Origin of the sequence: Amycolatopsis albispora, assembly GCF_003312875.1 — a bacterium.
Taxonomy (GTDB): Bacteria; Actinomycetota; Actinomycetes; order Mycobacteriales; family Pseudonocardiaceae; genus Amycolatopsis; species Amycolatopsis albispora.
Window position 1 is genome coordinate 2,080,629 of sequence record NZ_CP015163.1, and the last position, 16,010, is coordinate 2,096,638.

Here is a 16,010-nt window from a genome sequence, read left to right on the forward strand (position 1 = left end):
ACGTGACCGTCCGCGTCCCGTGGCTGGCTATCCTGCGTGGAACAGGGAAGGGAGCACCACCGTGGGCCGGAACAGCCTCGCCGAGGAACGCAAGGCACAGATCCTCAGCGCGTTCGCGCGCTGCGTCGCGCGATCCGGTTTTGCCGGCACTTCGCTGGAATCCGTGGCCGAGGAGGCGAAGCTGGCCCGCGGCCACGTCCGGCACTACCTGGGCAACCGGCACGACCAGGTGGTGGCGCTGTGCGAATGGGTCAGCGCCGCGGGCGAGGAGGCGTTCACCGAGGTGCGCCAGATCGCCGACGACGGCAAGCGGGCGGCGGCGGTGATGGACTACCTGTTCAACCCGCGCTTCTACGAACCGAGCGAAGGACTCGCGGTTTTCCTCGCCCTGTTCGAAGAAGCGCGCCGGGACGAGACACTGCGGGCAATGTTCCTCGACAGCTACCGTGACATCCTCAGTACCCTGGCGGGCGCGCTGGCCGGTGCCGACGAGACGCTGCCGGAGAAGAACGCGAACGAAATCGCCTACCTGATGCTGTGTGCCGCGGTCGGCAACGCGCACCTGTCGCAGACCGGCATCGGCCCGTCCCGGACCCGCCGGGTCGGCACACTGTGCCGCCGCGTGCTCAAAATGCTCACCCCCGCCGGGCCGGTCAGGAAATCGCCGACATCACGTGCTTGACCCTGGTGTAGTCCTCCAGGCTGTACAGCGACAGGTCCTTGCCGTACCCGGAGCGCTTGAAGCCGCCGTGCGGCATCTCGGCCACCACCGGGATGTGCGTGTTGATCCACACGCACCCGAAGTCGAGCCGCCTGGCCAGCCGCATCGCGCGGCCGTGGTCGCCGGTCCACACCGACGAGGCCAGTCCATATCGGACATCGTTGGCCAGGCGCACCGCCTCCGCTTCCCCGCCGAACGGCTGCACGGTGATCACCGGCCCGAAGATCTCGTCGGTGACGATCTCGTCGCCCTGCCGCGCCCCGGACACCACGGTCGGCTCGAAGAAGTACCCGGTGTCACCGGCTCTCGACCCTCCACAGTAGATTTCCGTGTGGTCCGGCAGCCGGTCCAGCACCCCGGCGACCCGGCTCAGCTGCGCGTCGTTGTTGAGCGGGCCGTAGGCGACACCCGCCTCGTCCGGCGGGCCCGTCCGGGTCGCCCTCGCCTGTTCGGTGAGCGCGGCCAGGAACTCGTCGTGCACCGTGTCCCGCACCAGCACCCTGGTCGCCGCGGTGCAGTCCTGGCCCGCGTTGAAGAACCCGGCCGCGGCGATGCCCGCGGCCGCCGCCGCGAGATCGGCGTCCTCGAACACCACCACCGGCGCCTTGCCACCGAGTTCGAGGTGGACCCGTTTCAAGTCGGCCGCCGCGGCCCCGGCGACCTCGATGCCCGCGCGTTCCGAGCCGGTCACCGACACCATCGCGGGCGCCGGGTGGGCGACCAGCGCCCGCCCGGTGTCCCGGTCGCCGCACACCACGTTGAGCACCCCCGGCGGCAGGAACTCCGCGGCGAGCGTGACCAGCAGCACCGTGCTGGCCGGGGTGGTCTCGGCGGGCTTGAGCACCACGGTGTTGCCCGCGGCCAGCGCCGGGGCGATCTTCCACACCGCCATCATCAGCGGGTAGTTCCACGGTGTGACCTGGGCGCACACGCCGACCGGCTCACGCCGCACGAACGAGGTGTGGCCGGCCAGGTACTCACCGGCGGCGCGGCCCTCCAGCACCCGCGCGGCACCGGCGAAGAACCGGAGCTGGTCGACCGCGGGCGGGATTTCCTCCGTGCGGGTCAGCGCGAGCGGTTTCCCGGTGTCGGCGGATTCGGCGCGGACGAATTCCTCGGCCCGGGCCTCCAGCGCGTCCGCGATGCGCAGCAACGCCAGCTGCCGCTCCCCCGGCGTGGTTTCCGACCAGGTCTCGAAAGCGGCGGAGGCCGCGGCGAACGCGGCGTCGGCGTCCGCGGGCCCGGACAGGGCCGAGGTGGCGTAGACGGAGCCGGTCACCGGGTCGAGCACGTCGAGCGTGCGGCCGTCGGCGGCATCGGCCGGTTTTCCGTCGATGAAGTTGCGGAAAAGCTTCGTAGCTGCCATGCGCCGGGATGAAACCCCACCGTTTCCGCGGTGTCAACGCCGGAAAATCGACGAAATCCGTTGTGGTGGCCCTTGAACCGCCCGGCTTCGGCGGTGATACTGCGCCGATGACCAAGACCCCTTCCGCCGCCGCGGCACCGCTGGACGAGCTGTCCAAGCGGATCATCGAGCAGTTGCAAGAGGACGGCAGGCGGCCGTACGCGACCATCGGCAAGGCGGTCGGCCTGTCCGAAGCCGCGGTCCGCCAGCGGGTGCAGCGGCTGACCGAGGCCGGCGTGATCCAGATCGTCGCGGTCTCGGATCCCTTGCAGGTAGGCCTTTTCCGGCAGGCGATGATCGCGATCACGGTGGACGGCGCGCTCGAACCGGTGGCCGACGCACTGGCCGAAATGGACGAAATCGCCTACGTCGTGGTCTGCGCGGGCCGGTTCGACGTGCTGTGCGAGGCGGTCTGCGCGGACGACACCACCCTGCTGGAACTGCTCTCCACCCGGATCCGGACCCTGCCGGGCGTGCGGACCGCGGAAATGCTCGTCTACCTCAAGCTGCGCAAACAGACCTATCGCTGGACCAGCCGGGGCCGCTGACGACGAAATCCGAAGCAACCGGGGCCTCCGGGGCGGCAAATTGGCCGCCGGGTTGTCGTTTCGTGATCGATCCGCTTGCCCGGCGGGCGCGGGCTGTGCGATAAATCGGGCCCCGCCGCCGGATGATCGACTCCGCGGTGCCGTCGTCCCTAGCGAGGAAATCCATGAGCGTCACCGCGACCGATCACCTGTGGCTGCACTTCACCCCGCACGGCGGCCAGGACCCGTCGGAGATCCCGGTGATCGTGCGCGGCGAAGGCGCCTACGTCTGGGACGCCCGCGGCAAGCGTTACCTCGACGGCCTGGCCGGGCTGTTCGCCGTCCAGGTCGGGCACGGCCGCGCCGAACTCGCCGAGGCGGCGGCCCGGCAGGCCGGGCGGCTCGGGTACTTCCCGCTCTGGTCGCACGCCCACCCCACGGCGCTCGAACTGGCCGAGCGGCTCGCCACCGCCGCGCCCGGCGACCTGAACCGCGTGTTCTTCACCGTCAGCGGCGGTGAATCCGTCGAGACCGCCTGGAAACTGGCCAAGCAGTACTTCCGGCTCACCGGGAAACCCGCCAAGCACAAGGTGATCAGCCGGTCGCTGGCCTACCACGGCACCTCGCACGGCGCCCTGTCGATCACCGGCATTCCCGCGGCCAAGCAGGATTTCGAACCGCTGGTGCCCAGCACGGTCCGGGTGCCCAACACCAACTTCTACCGCGCCCCCGAGCACGCCGGTGACGAGAAGGCGTTCGGCCGGTGGGCCGCCGACCAGATCGCGCGGGCGATCGAGTTCGAAGGCCCGGACACGGTGGCCGCGGTGTTCCTCGAACCGGTGCAGAACACCGGTGGCTGTTTTGTGCCGCCGCCGGGTTATTTCGACCGGGTGCGGGAAATCTGCGACGCCTACGACGTGCTGCTGGTGTCCGACGAGGTGATCTGCGCGTTCGGCAGGCTGGGCCACGACTTCGGCGCCCAGCGCTACGGTTACCAGCCCGACCTGATCACCACCGCCAAGGGCCTGACCTCCGGTTACGCCCCGCTCGGCGCGGTGCTGATCAGCGACCGCGTTGCCGAGCCCTTCCAGCGCGACGGCGTGACGTTCATGCACGGCTCCACCTACGGCGGTCACCCGGTTTCCTGCGCGGTCGCACTGGCCAACCTGGACCTCATCGACCGCGAAGGCCTGCTGGACCGGGTACGGGACACCGAAGCCGCCTTCAAGTCCACTTTGGACACGCTACGGGAGCTGCCGATCGTCGGTGACGTCCGTGGTGCCGGGTTCTTCTACGGCGTCGAGCTGGTGAAGGACAAGGCCACCGGGGAAACCTTCACCCCGGCGGAATCGGAGCGGATCCTGCGCGGCCACGTCTCCCCCACGCTGTTCGAATCGGGCCTCTACTGCCGGGCCGACGACCGGGCCGAACCGGTCATCCAGCTGGCTCCGCCCCTGATCTGCGGCCAGGCCCAGTTCGACGAAATGACCCAGATCCTCCGCGACGCCCTCACCAGCGCCTGGTCACTGCTGTAGACGGCGAAGGCCGCCTCGGCGAGGCGGCCTTCGCTGTCCTGACTCGGGAAGTGCTTACCAGGTCAGCCCGTGCCCGAACGGGAACAGGAGCTGCCCCGGGTCCCCGGCCGCCGGGATGTCGACCGGCAGCTTGCCCGACGGGGAAAGCTTGCCCAGCAGCACCTTGCTCAGCGTGGACATCGACACGTCACGCCAGTCGTAGGTGGCCACCCAGGTGGCGGCATCGGCGAAGGCGGGGTCGTACGGCTCCTGGATGGACACCGCGACCACCGGCTTGCCGGTCGCCTGCACGGCCTTCAGCAGCGAAACCTGCGCCGGGCTGGTGCGCAGCCCGTTCGCCAGCACCACCACCGTGTCCGCCTGCTTCGCCGCCTCGACCGCCGCGGCGATGTCGGCCTCGGCCGGGTTCTCGCCCGTCGGCTTGGCCGTGCCGGACAGCTGCTTGGCCAGCGACGTGACCGGATCCGCCGGGTAACCCGGGAAGTCGGCCTTGCTCCAGCCGGTGACCAGCACCTTGCCCGGCTGCTTCAGCGGCAGCAGGCCGGCGTCGTTGCGCAGCACCGTGGTCGCCTGGTCGGTGATCTTCGCGATGGCCGCGCGGTGCTGTTTGCTGCCCACGATCTTGCCGACCGCCCGCTCGTCCACCAGCGGCTTGGTGAAGATGCCCCGCTTGACCTTCAGCTTCAGCACCCGCAGCACGCTCTGCTCGATGCGCTCCTCCGACAGCCTGCCGGTCTTCACCGCGTCCGAGACACCCTTGACCGCGGCCGCGAAGTCACCCGGCAGCAGCATCTGGTCGGCACCGGCCTCGAGCGCCAGCACCGGGGCCTCCTCGTCCGGGTACAGCTTCCGGATCGCGTCCATCCGCAGCGCGTCGGTGACCACCACGCCGTCGTAACCCAGTTCGTCACGCAGCAGCCCGGTCATGATCGGCTTGGACAGCGTCGCGGGCGCACCCGACGGGTCGAGGCTCGGCATCGAGATGTGCGCGCTCATGATCGAGTCCGCGCCCTGCGCCATCGCGGCCTGGAACGGCGGCAGGTCGATCTTGCGCCAGTCGGCCTCGCTGCGGTTGATGATCGGCAGCCCGGTGTGGCTGTCGGTGTCCGCGTCGCCGTGGCCGGGGAAGTGCTTCGCCGAGGTCGACACGGTCTCGGTCCGCCTGCCCGAGTTCTGGTACCCCTGGACCTCCGCGGCCACCAGCTCACTGGCCAGCCCCGGCTGCGAGGAGAACGACCGGGTGCCGATCACCGGGTTCAGCGGGTTCGAGTTGACGTCCGCCACCGGGGCGAAGTTCTGGTTGATGCCCATCGCCCGCAGCTCGCGGGCGTTGACCGCGGCCAGCTTCCTGGCGTTCTCGGCCGAACGCGTCGAGCCGACCGCCATGCTGCTCGGATATTCCGTGGCGGGCGCGCTGATCCTGGTGGTCTGCCCGCCTTCCTGGTCGATCGAGGTGATCAGCGGGATGTGCGCGCCCGAAGACAGCGCCGCGCGCTGCAGGCCGTTGGAGAACCGGGCCAGCTGCGCCGGGTCGTCCACGTTGTCGGCGTCGTCGTTGTTGAAGTAGATGACCCCGCCCACCTGGTGCTTTCGCACCACCTCGGCCGGCGTCGCCACCCCGTACATCTGCTGGTTCATCGGGTGCGCGTCGGTCGCCGACTTGCCGTAGACGGTGACCACGAACAACTGCCCGATCTTCTGCTCCAGCGTCATCCCGCGCAGTGCGCGCGCGGCCACGGCGGTGTCCGCGCCGTGTGCTTCGGTCGCGGTCGCCGGCACCGCCGCCGACAGCACTCCGGCCCCCAGCAGACCGGCACAGGTGAGCGTGAGCGCTCTGATCCCCTTGGTACGACTGCTCGCATGCCCTCTCGGCACGATGACCTCTTCCTGTCGAAGGAGGCTGGCGGGCGGAAGACCCCCCACCGCATGGTCTAGTCCAATCGCGGACTTCGCAAGCTACTACCGGCGCCCCGGACCCGTCAATCGCCCGGGTTCGGATCGTCCACAGTGGACGATCGAGATGGTCACCGTGCGTCGCGGAAAGTGGTGCGCAGCCAGCGGTGCGCCGGGTCGGCGTCGAGCCGCGCGTGCCACAGCTGCCGCACCTCGATCTCGGGCAGATCAGCGGCGATGGGGAACCAGCGGAGGCCGAGCGCTTCCCCGTACTGCTCGGCGAGACGCTGCGGCACGAGCCCGACGTAGTCACTCGACGCGACCAGGAACGCCGCGACAGCCGACGTGGGCACCACCGCGGCCACGTGCCGCCGCAGCCCGGCCGCCGCGAGCACGTCGTCGAGCGGACCGCGCGTCAGCCCCCGCCGGGACGCCGAAACATGGGGGTGGCGGCACAGTTGCGCCAGCGTCGGCCGCCGGTGACGGCCCAGCGGGCTGCCCTCGCGCACGATGCCGACCACCTGCTCTCGGTAGAGCAGCGCCGACCGGATGTCGGGCGAGGCCGGTGCGCCCGCCCCGATGTCCAGGTCCACCGAACCGTCACGCAGCGCCTCGGCGCTTTCGCTGCCCTCGGTGACAAAACGCAGGACCACGCCGGGCGCGGCGGCGGAGGTGGCCGCCACCGCGGCCGTCGCCAGTGTCGCGGCCACGCCGTCGTTGATCCGGATGGTGAAGGTGCGGTCGAGTTCGGCGACGGTGATCTCACGGTCGGCGCTGATCAGGGCGGCCGCCTCGTCGAGCAGCGACCGCACGCGGGGCGCGGCCCGGAGCGCGAACGGCGTCGGCGCCATGCCGCGGCCCGCGCGCACCAGGATCGGGTCGCCCATCGCCCGCCGCAGCCTGCCCAGCGCGCGGCTGGTCGCCGGAATGGACAGGTGGAGGCGTTCGGCCGCGGCGGTGACGCTGCCGTCCTTCAGCAGCGCGTCGAACACCCGCAGCAGGTTCAGATCGAGCTGGTCGGGCACGGTTGCATCGTAGGCAACCGTGCCCGTCGGTAGTTGCGCGACGGGTCAAGCCGAGGCGGCCCGGCGGCGGGCGCGGTAGGCGGCGGCCTTCACCCGGTTGCCGCATTCGTCCATGCCGCACCAGGTGCGCCGGGCTCCCCGCGAGCGATCGACGTAGATCCGGGTGCACCCGGCGCGCCCGCATTCCTTCAGGCAGGCGTCACGATCGGCGAGCAGCGTGATGCCGCTCCTGGCCACGTGGGTGAGCGCGGCACGCAGGTCGCCGGACAGCTCGACGCCCGCGTCCCCGAGCGTCATCACCGGCACGGGACCGGCCGCGGTGTGGTTGACCAGCGCGAGGCTGCCCGGATCGAACGACCGGCCGAGCACGCGGTCGAGCGCGAGCCGGTAGAGCGCTTCCCGCACCGACAACGCCGCCTCGAAGGTGGCGTCGTCGGCGGTCACGTCGTCCGGCAGCTCGTCGCACTCGGTCACCCAGCGCTCGAGATCGGCGGGGGTGGCCAGCAGGTCGACCGGGTTGTCCCGCCGCGAGCCCACCGTGCCCGCCAGGTCGAGGGCCGGGTTGCCGCTGACAAAGGCGAAGTCCACGTCACCATCTTGACCGGTGACGCCGGCGGCTGGCAACATCGTCACCAGTTGAACCGGTGACGACGGGAGGGCCCATGGCCGGGATCGGCGGTATCGAGGTGGTGGTCTTCGACGTGCTCGGCACGCTGGTCGACGAACCCGGCGGCCTGCGCGCGGCGCTCGGCGACGACGAACTGGTCACCGTGTGGCAGCGCCACGTCGAGACCGAGCAACGGCGGATCGCCGAAGGGCAGCGCGCGTACGCCAACTCCGAGGTCATCGACCGGGAAGCCGCCGAGCAGGTCGCCGCCCGCGCCGGGATCACCGAGCCCGCGGCCGTCGCCCGGCTCGCCACCGCCGGTCAGCGGTTGCCCGCCTGGCCCGATTCCGCCGCCGGACTCGGCGAACTCGCCCGGCGGTTCGCCGTGGTCGGACTCTCCAACGCCAGCCGCGTGGCGTTGCTGCGCCTCAGCGCGCACGCCGGGCTTCGCTGGCACCAGGCACTTTCCGGCGAAACCGCGCGGGCCTGCAAACCCGCTCCCGAGGTCTACCGGCTCGCCATCGACACCGCCGGGTGCCCGCCGGACCGCGTGCTGATGGTGGCCGCGCACGCCTGGGACCTGCGTGCTGCCCAGGCGGCGGGCCTGCGGACCGCCTACGTCGAGCGCCCCGGCGGGGATCCGCCCGCGGGCGGCGACGCTTTCGACGGCCGGTTCGGCGGACTCGGGGAGCTGGTCAACGCGCTTTGACGCGCAGGAAATCCAGGATCGGCCCGGTCTGGCCGACGATGGAATGCGCGACGTCCGGCAGCACGGTCACCTTCGCGTGCGGCACGTTTTCCTGGATGCGCTTGGCCGTGTCGTGCGAGTCGAACATCGCGTCACGCGCGCCGGCGATCACCAGCACCGGCATCTTCAGCCCGCGCAGGGCTTCGTCGGAGAACAGCGGCAGCCTGTCCCGGCGGGGCAGGAAGTGCGTGAAGATCAGCGTGAGGTAGTCCGCGACCTCCGGCAGCTCGGCCGGGTCGACGCCCGCGACCGCCTTGATCGAGCGGCGCACGCCCCACTTCCCGAACGCCTTGTAGCACAGGACCGGCAGCAGGTAGCCGAACTTCTGGCGGCCGACACCACCCGGGCACAGCAGGACCAGCTGCGCCACGCGCTCCGGCCGCCGGGTCGCGTAGTCGAGCGCCAGCCAGCCGCCGAGTGAGATGCCCACGAGCGAAACGCTGCCGACGCCGAGCTGCGCCAGAACCTCGTCCAGCCACCGCGCGTGCGCCTCGGAGTCCAGCGGCGGACGCGAAGGCGCGGACAGGCCCGGCTCGCCGATCAGGTCGATGGCGAACACCCGGAAGTGCTCCGACCAGGCCGTGACGTCACCGGCCCACATCGCCGCGTTCGAGCCGGAGCCGTGCAGCAGCACCAGCGGCGGCGCGTCCTCCGGCCCGCACACGAGCACGAACGTGTCGCCTTCACCGGTCGGCACGTGGCGGCGCTCGGCGGGAACGGGCCAGTTCGACAGGACCTGCTCGTAGCCGCGCAGGATCTCCTGGCGGCCGGTCTCCGTCTTGTAGATCGTGGTCATGAATGTACCGTAACACTCCCTCACATCCCCGGCTAACGTCTTTTTAGGGATCGATGTGGCACATCGGCGCTTATAGCGGTGCTGAATAGGGCGTTATACAAGTCCTGTCGCGCCAGGGCCACCCAGCGCTCCCGCGCCGCGCGGGGCACTTCCGCGCCGGGTGAGGTCGCCAGCAGGAGCGCGACGTCGTCGACCGTGACGTCCGGCCGCAACGCGCCGTCGCGATGAGCGTCCGCCACCAACCGGCCCAGCGCCTGCTTGGCAGGTGCAGCAGGGCGGCGATCTCGTCGAACGGGGCGTCGAGCGTGCCGTCGATGGTGGCGGCCAGTTCGGCCACGATCGCCTGGACCAGGTCGTTCTTCGTCGGGAAGTGCCGGTACAGCGTGCCGACCGCGGCGCGCTGGTGGTGCTCGCCTGCCGGAATCCCCAGCGGGCGGAGGCGGCGGCCGCGCGCATCGGGGGCCGGACCGAGGTGGTGCGACTGGCGTCGCTGGAGTCGGTGCGCGCGGCCGCCGACGAGATCCGCGCCCGGCACGAGCGCATCGACCTGCTGGTGAACAACGCGGGCGTGACCGGCCGCACGGAGGAGGGGTTCGAGGTGCAGTTCGGCGTCAACCACCTCGGCCACTTCGCGTTCATCGGGCATCGGCTCGACCGGCTGCTCGGGCGGTGGTGCCTACGCTCGGTCGAAGCTGGCGGCGCCAGCACGGGTTTTCGGCCGGACACCGGCCATGGGCGCGCTGCCGACGCTGCGCGCGGCCACCGATCCGGCCGTGCGGGGTGGTGACTACTCCGGCCCGGCGGGACTGTTCGAAATCCGCGGTTTCCCGGACCGCGTCACCGCGAGCGCCCGCGCACACGACGTGGAACTGCGGGAACGCTTGTGGGCGATTTCGGCGGAGCTGACCGGGGTCGCCTATCCCCCGCTCACGCCGTGACGGTGGTGGCGCGGCCGTAAACCGCGCCACCACCGGGCGACTTCAGGGGCCAGCGGGGTTGTCGGGGTTCTGCTGGTTGTCGTCCCGGCGCAGGTAGTCCTTTGCCTTGTCCGAGGCCTGGTCCACCTTGTCGGCGTGGTCGCCGAAGCGGGACTTGGCCGCGTCGGCGGCCTTGTCGATGCCCTGCTCGGCCTTGTCCGGGTTGTTGCCGATCGCCTCTTTTGCCTTGTCGAACAAATTCATTCGCACTCCTTCGCCGCGGCCGGTTTTCCCGGCCGGTCGGTAGGGGTTAACCACGGCCGCGAAGAGTCCAAACCGGATATCGGCCCCAAGCCCCGGATGGGGTGAATTCACCCCGTGCTCACCCGGACAGGTGAGCCGTCACGGGAAAACCACCGTGCGCTGGCCGTTGAGCAGCACCCGGCGTTCGCAGTGCCAGCGCACCGCCCGCGACAGGGCGAGCGCTTCGGCGTCACGGCCGACGGTCTGCAGGGCCCGCGGGTCGTGCGTGTGGTCGATCCGGATCACCTCCTGCTCGATGATCGGGCCTTCGTCCAAATCGGACGTGACGTAGTGCGCGGTGGCCCCGACCAGCTTCACGCCCCGGTCGTAGGCCTGGTGGTAGGGCTTGGCGCCCTTGAACCCGGGCAGGAACGAGTGGTGGATGTTGATCGCGCGCCCGTACAGCGCCTTGCTGGTGGCGTCGGACAGGATCTGCATGTAACGCGCGAGCACCACCAGCTCGGCCTCGTAGTCGTCGACCAGCCGCAGCAGTTCCGCCTCGGCCGCCTCCTTGGTTTCCGGGGTGACCGGGATGTGCGCGAACGGCAGCCCGGCCGACTCGGCCATCGGGCGCAGGTCCTCGTGATTGGACACCACGGCCACGATGTCGGCGCCGAGGCTGCCCGCGCGCCACCGGAAGATCAGGTCGTTGAGGCAGTGGCCCAGCTTCGACACCATGACCAGGATCCGGGCGTCGTGGTTCGCGCTGAACTCGTAGGTCATGCCGAACTCGGCGGCGACCGGCGCGAAGTCCGCCGAGATCCGGTCGAGATCGGCGTCCGCCGGCGCGGTGACCTGGGTCCGCATGAACAGCCGGTCGCTGACGTTGTCGTCGAACTGCCGGTGCTCGCCGATGTCGCAGCCCTGCTCGAACAGGTACCCGCTGACCGCGCGCACGATGCCGGTGCGGTTGGGGCAGCTCAGGGTGAGGGTGAAGGTGACGCTCACGGCATTCTCCTCGGCTGTTCTGGTCAGCATTCGACGATGTTGAGAGCCAGCCCGCCACGGGCGGTCTCCTTGTACTTGTCCTTCATGTCCGCGCCGGTCTCGCGCATGGTTTTGATCGCCTTGTCCAGCGAGACGTGGTGCGCCCCGTCGCCCCGCACCGCCATGCGCGCCGCGGTGATCGCCTTGACCGAGGCCACCGCGTTGCGCTCGATGCACGGGATCTGCACCAGCCCGCCGACCGGGTCGCAGGTCAGGCCCAGGTTGTGCTCGATGCCGATCTCGGCGGCGTTCTCCACCTGCTCCGGCGAGCCGCCGAGCACCTCGGCCAGCCCGGCCGCCGCCATCGAGCAGGCCGAGCCGACCTCGCCCTGGCAGCCGACCTCGGCACCGGAGATGGAGGCGTTCTCCTTGAACAGCAGGCCGATCGCGCCGGCGGTGAGCAGGAACCGCACCACGTCCTCGTCGCCAAAGCCCGGCAGGAACCGGGCGCCGTAGTGCAGCACCGCGGGCACGATGCCCGCCGCGCCGTTGGTGGGCGCGGTGACCACCCGGCCGCCCGCGGCGTTCTCCTCGTTCACCGCGAGCGCGAACAAGGTGACCCATTCCATGGCGTGCAACGGATCGTGGTCGTCCACACCGGACTCCAGCCGGTCGCGCAGGGCGGCTGCCCGGCGGCGGACCTGGAGCCCGCCGGGCAGCGTGCCGCCGGTGCGCGTGCCGCGGTCCACGCACTCGCGCATCACCGACCAGATGTGCAGCAGCCCGGCGCGGATCTCCGGTTCCCCGCGCCACGACCGCTCGTTGGCCAGCATCAGGTCGCTGATCCGCAGGCCGGTCTCCGCCGTCAGCGCCAGCAGCTCGTCGCCGGTGGTGAACGGGTAGCGGACCGGCGTCGGGTCCTCGGCCAGCACGGGCCGCCCGGCCTCGTCCTCGTCCAGCACGAAGCCGCCGCCGACGGAGTAGTACTCGCGCCGGTCGACCTCGGCGCCGGTGCCGTCGAAGGCGGTGAACACCATGCCGTTGCTGTGGAAGTCGAGGCGGGCCCGCCGGTGCAGCACCACGTCGTCGTCCGGGGAGAAGCCGATCTCGTGCTTGCCGCCGAGCTGGATGCGGTGCCCGGCCCGCACCGCGGCCACCGCCGGGTCCGCCGCCACCGGATCGACCAGCTGCGGCTGCTCCCCGGACAGGCCGAGCACAACGGCCTTCACGCTGCCGTGGCCGTGCCCGGTGGCGCCGAGCGAGCCGAACAGCTCACAGCGCACGCGGGCCACGCGCTCCAGCCGCCCGGACTCCCTCAACCGGGTGACAAAAAGCCAGGCCGCCCGCATCGGGCCGACGGTGTGCGAGCTGGACGGCCCGATCCCGACTTTGAACAGGTCGAACACGGAAATGGTCATCGGCGCTCCAACTCATATATCAATCTGCACTAAGCTGGGCCGGTGACCATCGCCCCTGACGAGCTCGAGCGGCAGCCCGCCTCGCTGGCCGACCGCGCCTACGCCGCGCTCACCGACCGGCTGATCATGCTCGAGATCCCGCCCATGGCCCCGATCGACGACGTCGCGGTGGCCGAGTCCCTCGGCGTCGGCCGGACCCCGGTCCGCGAGGCGCTCAAGCGGCTCGAGATCGACCGCCTGGTGGTCTCCTATCCCCGCCGCGGCACCTTCGCCACCGGCGTGGACATCACCGACCTGGCCTACATCTCCGAGATCCGCGTGCAGCTCGAACCGGTCGCCGCGCGCCGCGCCGCCGAGAAGTCCGGCGACGCGGCACGCGCCAAGCTGGCCGAACTCGCCGAGACGATCCGGACCAACGACGTGCACACCCTGGCCCGCGACGAGCTGATGCACTGGGACATGCGCGTCCACCGCGCGTTCTACCGGGCCGCGGGCAACCCGCACCTGGAAGACACGCTCGTCCGGTACAACAACCTCGCGACCAGGATCTTCTGCCTGTTCCTGGACCGGGTCAGCCACTTCGACGCGCACATCGGCGAGCACGCCGGCCTGCTCGAAGCCATCGCCGCCGGCGACGGTGCGCGGGCCGCCACCCTGGCCCGCGACCACGTCACCGGCTTCGAGAAGGCGATCCGCGCGATCCTCTGAGCGGGTCGTGATCATCGGCGGATGCGGGTCATTTCCGGGTCCACCAGCGGTTCGGCGGTGACGGTGGCACGCACCTTCCGCCCGAAGTACTGGATCTCCACCGACGTGCCCTCCACCGCCGACGACGGGAGCCAGGCGTAGGCGATCGGCTTGCCGATGGTGTGCCCGAACGCGGCCGAGGTGACATAACCGGCGGGCTGGCCGTCCAGGAACACCGGTTCGTGGCCGAGCACCACGCTCCGCCCGTCGTCCACGGTGAGGCAGGCCAGCCGGCGCGCGGGCGTCTCGTGCTCCAGCCCGGCGATCGCCTCGTGGCCGACGTACCCGGTCTTCTTCTTGTTCACCGCGAACCCGAGCCCCGCTTCGTAGGGGTTGTGCTCGGTGGTCATGTCACTCCCCCACGCCCGGTAGCCCTTCTCCAGGCGCAGGCTGTTGAACGCGGCCCGCCCGGCGGCGATCACGCCGAGCGGCTGCCCGGCCTCCCACAGCACGTCCCACAGCCGCCTGCCGTATTCGGCGCTGGTGTACAGCTCCCAGCCGAGTTCGCCCACATAGGACAGTCGCATCGCGGTGACCGGGATGCCCGCCAGGTGCGCGTGCCGCAGCCGGAAGTACTTCAGCGCTTCGTGCGAGAAGTCGGCGTCCGCCAGTGGCTGCACCAGCTCCCGTGCCAGCGGTCCCCAGACGCCGATGCAGCAGGTACCGCCGGTGATGTCGCGGATCTGCACGCTGTGGTCGGCCGGAGCCTGGCGGCGGAAGTAGTCCACGTCGAGGTTCCCGTTCGCGCCCACCTGGAACACGTTCTCGCCGAGGCGGGCCACGGTCAGGTCCGAGCGGATCCCGCCCGCGCGGTCGAGCAACAGCGTGTAGGTCACCGAGCCGACCGACTTGTCCATCTTGCCGGTGGTCAGGCGCTGCAGGAACTCCGTCGCGCCAGGGCCGGAGACCTCGATCCGCTTGAGCGGGGTCATGTCGTACATCGCCACCGCCGTGCGCGTCTTCCACGCCTCGGCCGCCGCGATCGGCGAGTGGAACATCGACGACCACGCGTCCCGCGACGGCGGCTGCCACTCCGGCGGCAGCTCCTTGACCAGCCGGGCGTTGGCTTCGTACCAGTGCGGCCGCTCCCAGGTGTGGGCTTCGAGGAAGAACGCGCCCAGTTCCTGCTGCCGCGCGTAGAACGGGCTGACCTTCAGCTCACGCGGGGAAAGCTTGGGCTGCAACGGGTGCAGCACGTCGTAGATCTCCACGAAGTTCCGCTGCGCGGTCTCGTCCACGTAGGCGTCGGTGGTCTGCAGTTCATCGAACCGGTTGACGTCGCAGCCGTGCAGCTCGACCTCGCTGCGGCCGTCCACGAGCAGCTGCGCGACCGCCTTCGCCACCCCGGCCGAATGCGTCACCCACACCGCCTCGGCGATCCAGAACCCGGCCACGTCCGGCGACTCGCCGAGCAGCGGGCCGTTGTCCGGGGTGAACGAGAACACCCCGTTGAACCCGGTTTCCACCTTGGCGTCGCGCAACGCGGGCAGCAGCGCCCGGCTGTGCTCCCACGACGGTGCGAAGTCCTCCTCGGTGAACGGCAGCATCGACGGCATGGCCTGCTCGCTCAGGCTGTCCACCTCGGGCAGGTCGCTCAGCCGGGCGGGCATCGGGCGGTGGGCGTAGGTGCCGATGCCGAGGCAGTCGTTGTGCTCGCGGTAGTACAGGTCGTGGTCCTGGTGCCGCAGGATCGGCAGGCGCGCCTCGATCAGCTCGTCGTTGCGGCCGACCAGCTCGGGCAGCTGGCTCGTGCGGGCGTACTGGTGGGCCAGCGGCAGCAGCGGCACCTTCATGCCGACCAGCTCGCCGACCGCGCGACCCCAGAATCCCGCGCAGGACACCACGATGTCGGCCGGGATCTCGTCACCGGCGTCGGTGCGCACGCCGGTGACCCGGCCGCCCTGCTGCAGAACGTCGGTGACGCGGGTCGAGCCGCGGAACACCGCGCCGCGCGACTCGGCGCGGGCGGCCAGCGCGACCACCGCGCGGGACGCCTTGGCCAGCCCGTCGGTCGGCGTGTGCAGGCCGCCGAGCACCTTTTCCTTGTCCAGCAAGGGATGCAGCTCGGCGCACCGGGCCGGATCGACCACCTCGGCGGGCACGCCCCAGGACAGGGCCCAGCCCTGCTTGCGGTGCAGATCGGCCAGGCGCTCCGGTGTGGTCGCGACCTCCAGGCCGCCGACCTGGTTGAAGCACCAGGCACCGTCCACGTCGAGACCCAGCAGCTTGTCCACGGTGTAGGCGGCGAATTCGGTCATCGTCTTGGACGCGTTGGTCTGGTAGACGAGGCCGGGTGCGTGCGAGGTGGAGCCGCCGGTCAGCGGCAGCGGGCCCTGGTCGAGCACGGTGACCCGGTGCCAGCCGCGCCCGGTCAGCTCGTCGGCCAGGTTGGCGCCGACGATCCCGGCTCCGATGATGACAACGCGAGGCGTGGTGCTCAT

Annotated in this window: 16 protein-coding genes; 7 read left to right on the forward strand and 9 right to left on the reverse strand. The window is 70.8% G+C overall.

Translation table 11 applies throughout. From position 1 onward, the window contains the following. The first annotated feature begins 61 nt into the window (after window positions 1–61). A complete protein-coding gene (locus A4R43_RS09635) occupies window positions 62–682 on the forward strand; it encodes a TetR/AcrR family transcriptional regulator (RefSeq protein ID WP_113692006.1) in 621 nt (206 codons plus the stop codon). Here the strand turns inward: A4R43_RS09635 and A4R43_RS09640 are convergent. Then, window positions 654–2,087 (reverse strand): aminobutyraldehyde dehydrogenase, encoded by a 1,434-nt coding sequence (locus A4R43_RS09640; protein ID WP_113692007.1) that lies wholly within the window; start codon window positions 2,085–2,087, stop codon window positions 654–656. The two genes, A4R43_RS09635 and A4R43_RS09640, sit on opposite strands and share 29 nt — an antisense overlap. A 107-nt stretch (window positions 2,088–2,194) precedes the next feature. On the opposite strand from A4R43_RS09640, the gene A4R43_RS09645 reads away from it, so the two are divergent. Together A4R43_RS09645 and A4R43_RS09650 are read left to right on the forward strand one after the other, a co-directional pair. Beyond that, on the forward strand, window positions 2,195–2,674 hold the full coding sequence (locus A4R43_RS09645) for an Lrp/AsnC family transcriptional regulator (RefSeq protein ID WP_113692008.1): 480 nt from the start codon (window positions 2,195–2,197) through the stop codon (window positions 2,672–2,674). Between the two features lie 164 nt (window positions 2,675–2,838). Then, window positions 2,839–4,188 carry an aspartate aminotransferase family protein gene (locus tag A4R43_RS09650; protein ID WP_113692009.1) on the forward strand — a complete coding sequence of 450 codons (1,350 nt, stop codon included), beginning with the start codon at window positions 2,839–2,841 and terminating at the stop codon, window positions 4,186–4,188. Between the two features lie 54 nt (window positions 4,189–4,242). On the opposite strand, the gene A4R43_RS09655 is transcribed toward A4R43_RS09650, so the two are convergent. The 3 genes from A4R43_RS09655 to A4R43_RS09665 form a co-directional block, all read right to left on the reverse strand. After that, window positions 4,243–6,063 (reverse strand): glycoside hydrolase family 3 protein, encoded by a 1,821-nt coding sequence (locus A4R43_RS09655; protein ID WP_418190813.1) that lies wholly within the window; start codon window positions 6,061–6,063, stop codon window positions 4,243–4,245. 149 nt (window positions 6,064–6,212) lie between these two features. Continuing rightward, on the reverse strand, window positions 6,213–7,106 hold the full coding sequence (locus tag A4R43_RS09660) for a LysR family transcriptional regulator (RefSeq protein ID WP_113692010.1): 894 nt from the start codon (window positions 7,104–7,106) through the stop codon (window positions 6,213–6,215). A 45-nt stretch (window positions 7,107–7,151) separates the two neighbouring features. Next, complete coding sequence (locus A4R43_RS09665) at window positions 7,152–7,733, reverse strand: CGNR zinc finger domain-containing protein (RefSeq protein ID WP_113697465.1); 582 nt, start codon at window positions 7,731–7,733, stop codon at window positions 7,152–7,154. 35 nt (window positions 7,734–7,768) lie between these two features. On the opposite strand from A4R43_RS09665, the gene A4R43_RS09670 reads away from it, so the two are divergent. Beyond that, window positions 7,769–8,422, forward strand: a complete 654-nt coding sequence (locus tag A4R43_RS09670) for a haloacid dehalogenase type II (RefSeq protein WP_113692011.1) — start codon at window positions 7,769–7,771, stop codon at window positions 8,420–8,422. On the opposite strand, the gene A4R43_RS09675 is transcribed toward A4R43_RS09670, so the two are convergent. Next, on the reverse strand, window positions 8,409–9,257 hold the full coding sequence (locus A4R43_RS09675) for an alpha/beta fold hydrolase (RefSeq protein ID WP_113692012.1): 849 nt from the start codon (window positions 9,255–9,257) through the stop codon (window positions 8,409–8,411). The two genes, A4R43_RS09670 and A4R43_RS09675, sit on opposite strands and share 14 nt — an antisense overlap. Window positions 9,258–9,522: 265 nt before the next feature. On the opposite strand from A4R43_RS09675, the gene A4R43_RS43890 reads away from it, so the two are divergent. Together A4R43_RS43890 and A4R43_RS43895 are read left to right on the forward strand one after the other, a co-directional pair. Continuing rightward, entirely contained in the window at window positions 9,523–10,044 is a 522-nt protein-coding gene (locus tag A4R43_RS43890) for an SDR family NAD(P)-dependent oxidoreductase (protein WP_236808869.1), read from the forward strand. After that, window positions 9,989–10,195 (forward strand): SDR family NAD(P)-dependent oxidoreductase, encoded by a 207-nt coding sequence (locus A4R43_RS43895; protein WP_236808870.1) that lies wholly within the window; start codon window positions 9,989–9,991, stop codon window positions 10,193–10,195. The genes A4R43_RS43890 and A4R43_RS43895 overlap by 56 nt, the downstream gene beginning before the upstream one ends. 42 nt (window positions 10,196–10,237) lie before the next feature. On the opposite strand, the gene A4R43_RS09685 is transcribed toward A4R43_RS43895, so the two are convergent. The 3 genes from A4R43_RS09685 to A4R43_RS09695 form a co-directional block, all read right to left on the reverse strand. Further along, complete coding sequence (locus tag A4R43_RS09685) at window positions 10,238–10,438, reverse strand: antitoxin (RefSeq protein ID WP_113692013.1); 201 nt, start codon at window positions 10,436–10,438, stop codon at window positions 10,238–10,240. A 138-nt stretch (window positions 10,439–10,576) separates the two neighbouring features. Then, the gene (purU, locus tag A4R43_RS09690) at window positions 10,577–11,425 is read right to left on the reverse strand and encodes a formyltetrahydrofolate deformylase (RefSeq protein ID WP_113692014.1); all 849 of its coding nucleotides are present in this window, start codon (window positions 11,423–11,425) and stop codon (window positions 10,577–10,579) included. Between the two features lie 23 nt (window positions 11,426–11,448). Beyond that, window positions 11,449–12,822: an L-serine ammonia-lyase gene (locus A4R43_RS09695; protein ID WP_113692015.1), complete on the reverse strand. Its 1,374-nt coding sequence runs from the start codon at window positions 12,820–12,822 to the stop codon at window positions 11,449–11,451. A gap of 42 nt (window positions 12,823–12,864) precedes the next feature. On the opposite strand from A4R43_RS09695, the gene A4R43_RS09700 reads away from it, so the two are divergent. Further along, window positions 12,865–13,530 (forward strand): GntR family transcriptional regulator, encoded by a 666-nt coding sequence (locus A4R43_RS09700; protein ID WP_113692016.1) that lies wholly within the window; start codon window positions 12,865–12,867, stop codon window positions 13,528–13,530. Between the two features lie 11 nt (window positions 13,531–13,541). On the opposite strand, the gene A4R43_RS09705 is transcribed toward A4R43_RS09700, so the two are convergent. Further along, on the reverse strand, window positions 13,542–16,010 hold the full coding sequence (locus A4R43_RS09705) for a GcvT family protein (RefSeq protein WP_113692017.1): 2,469 nt from the start codon (window positions 16,008–16,010) through the stop codon (window positions 13,542–13,544).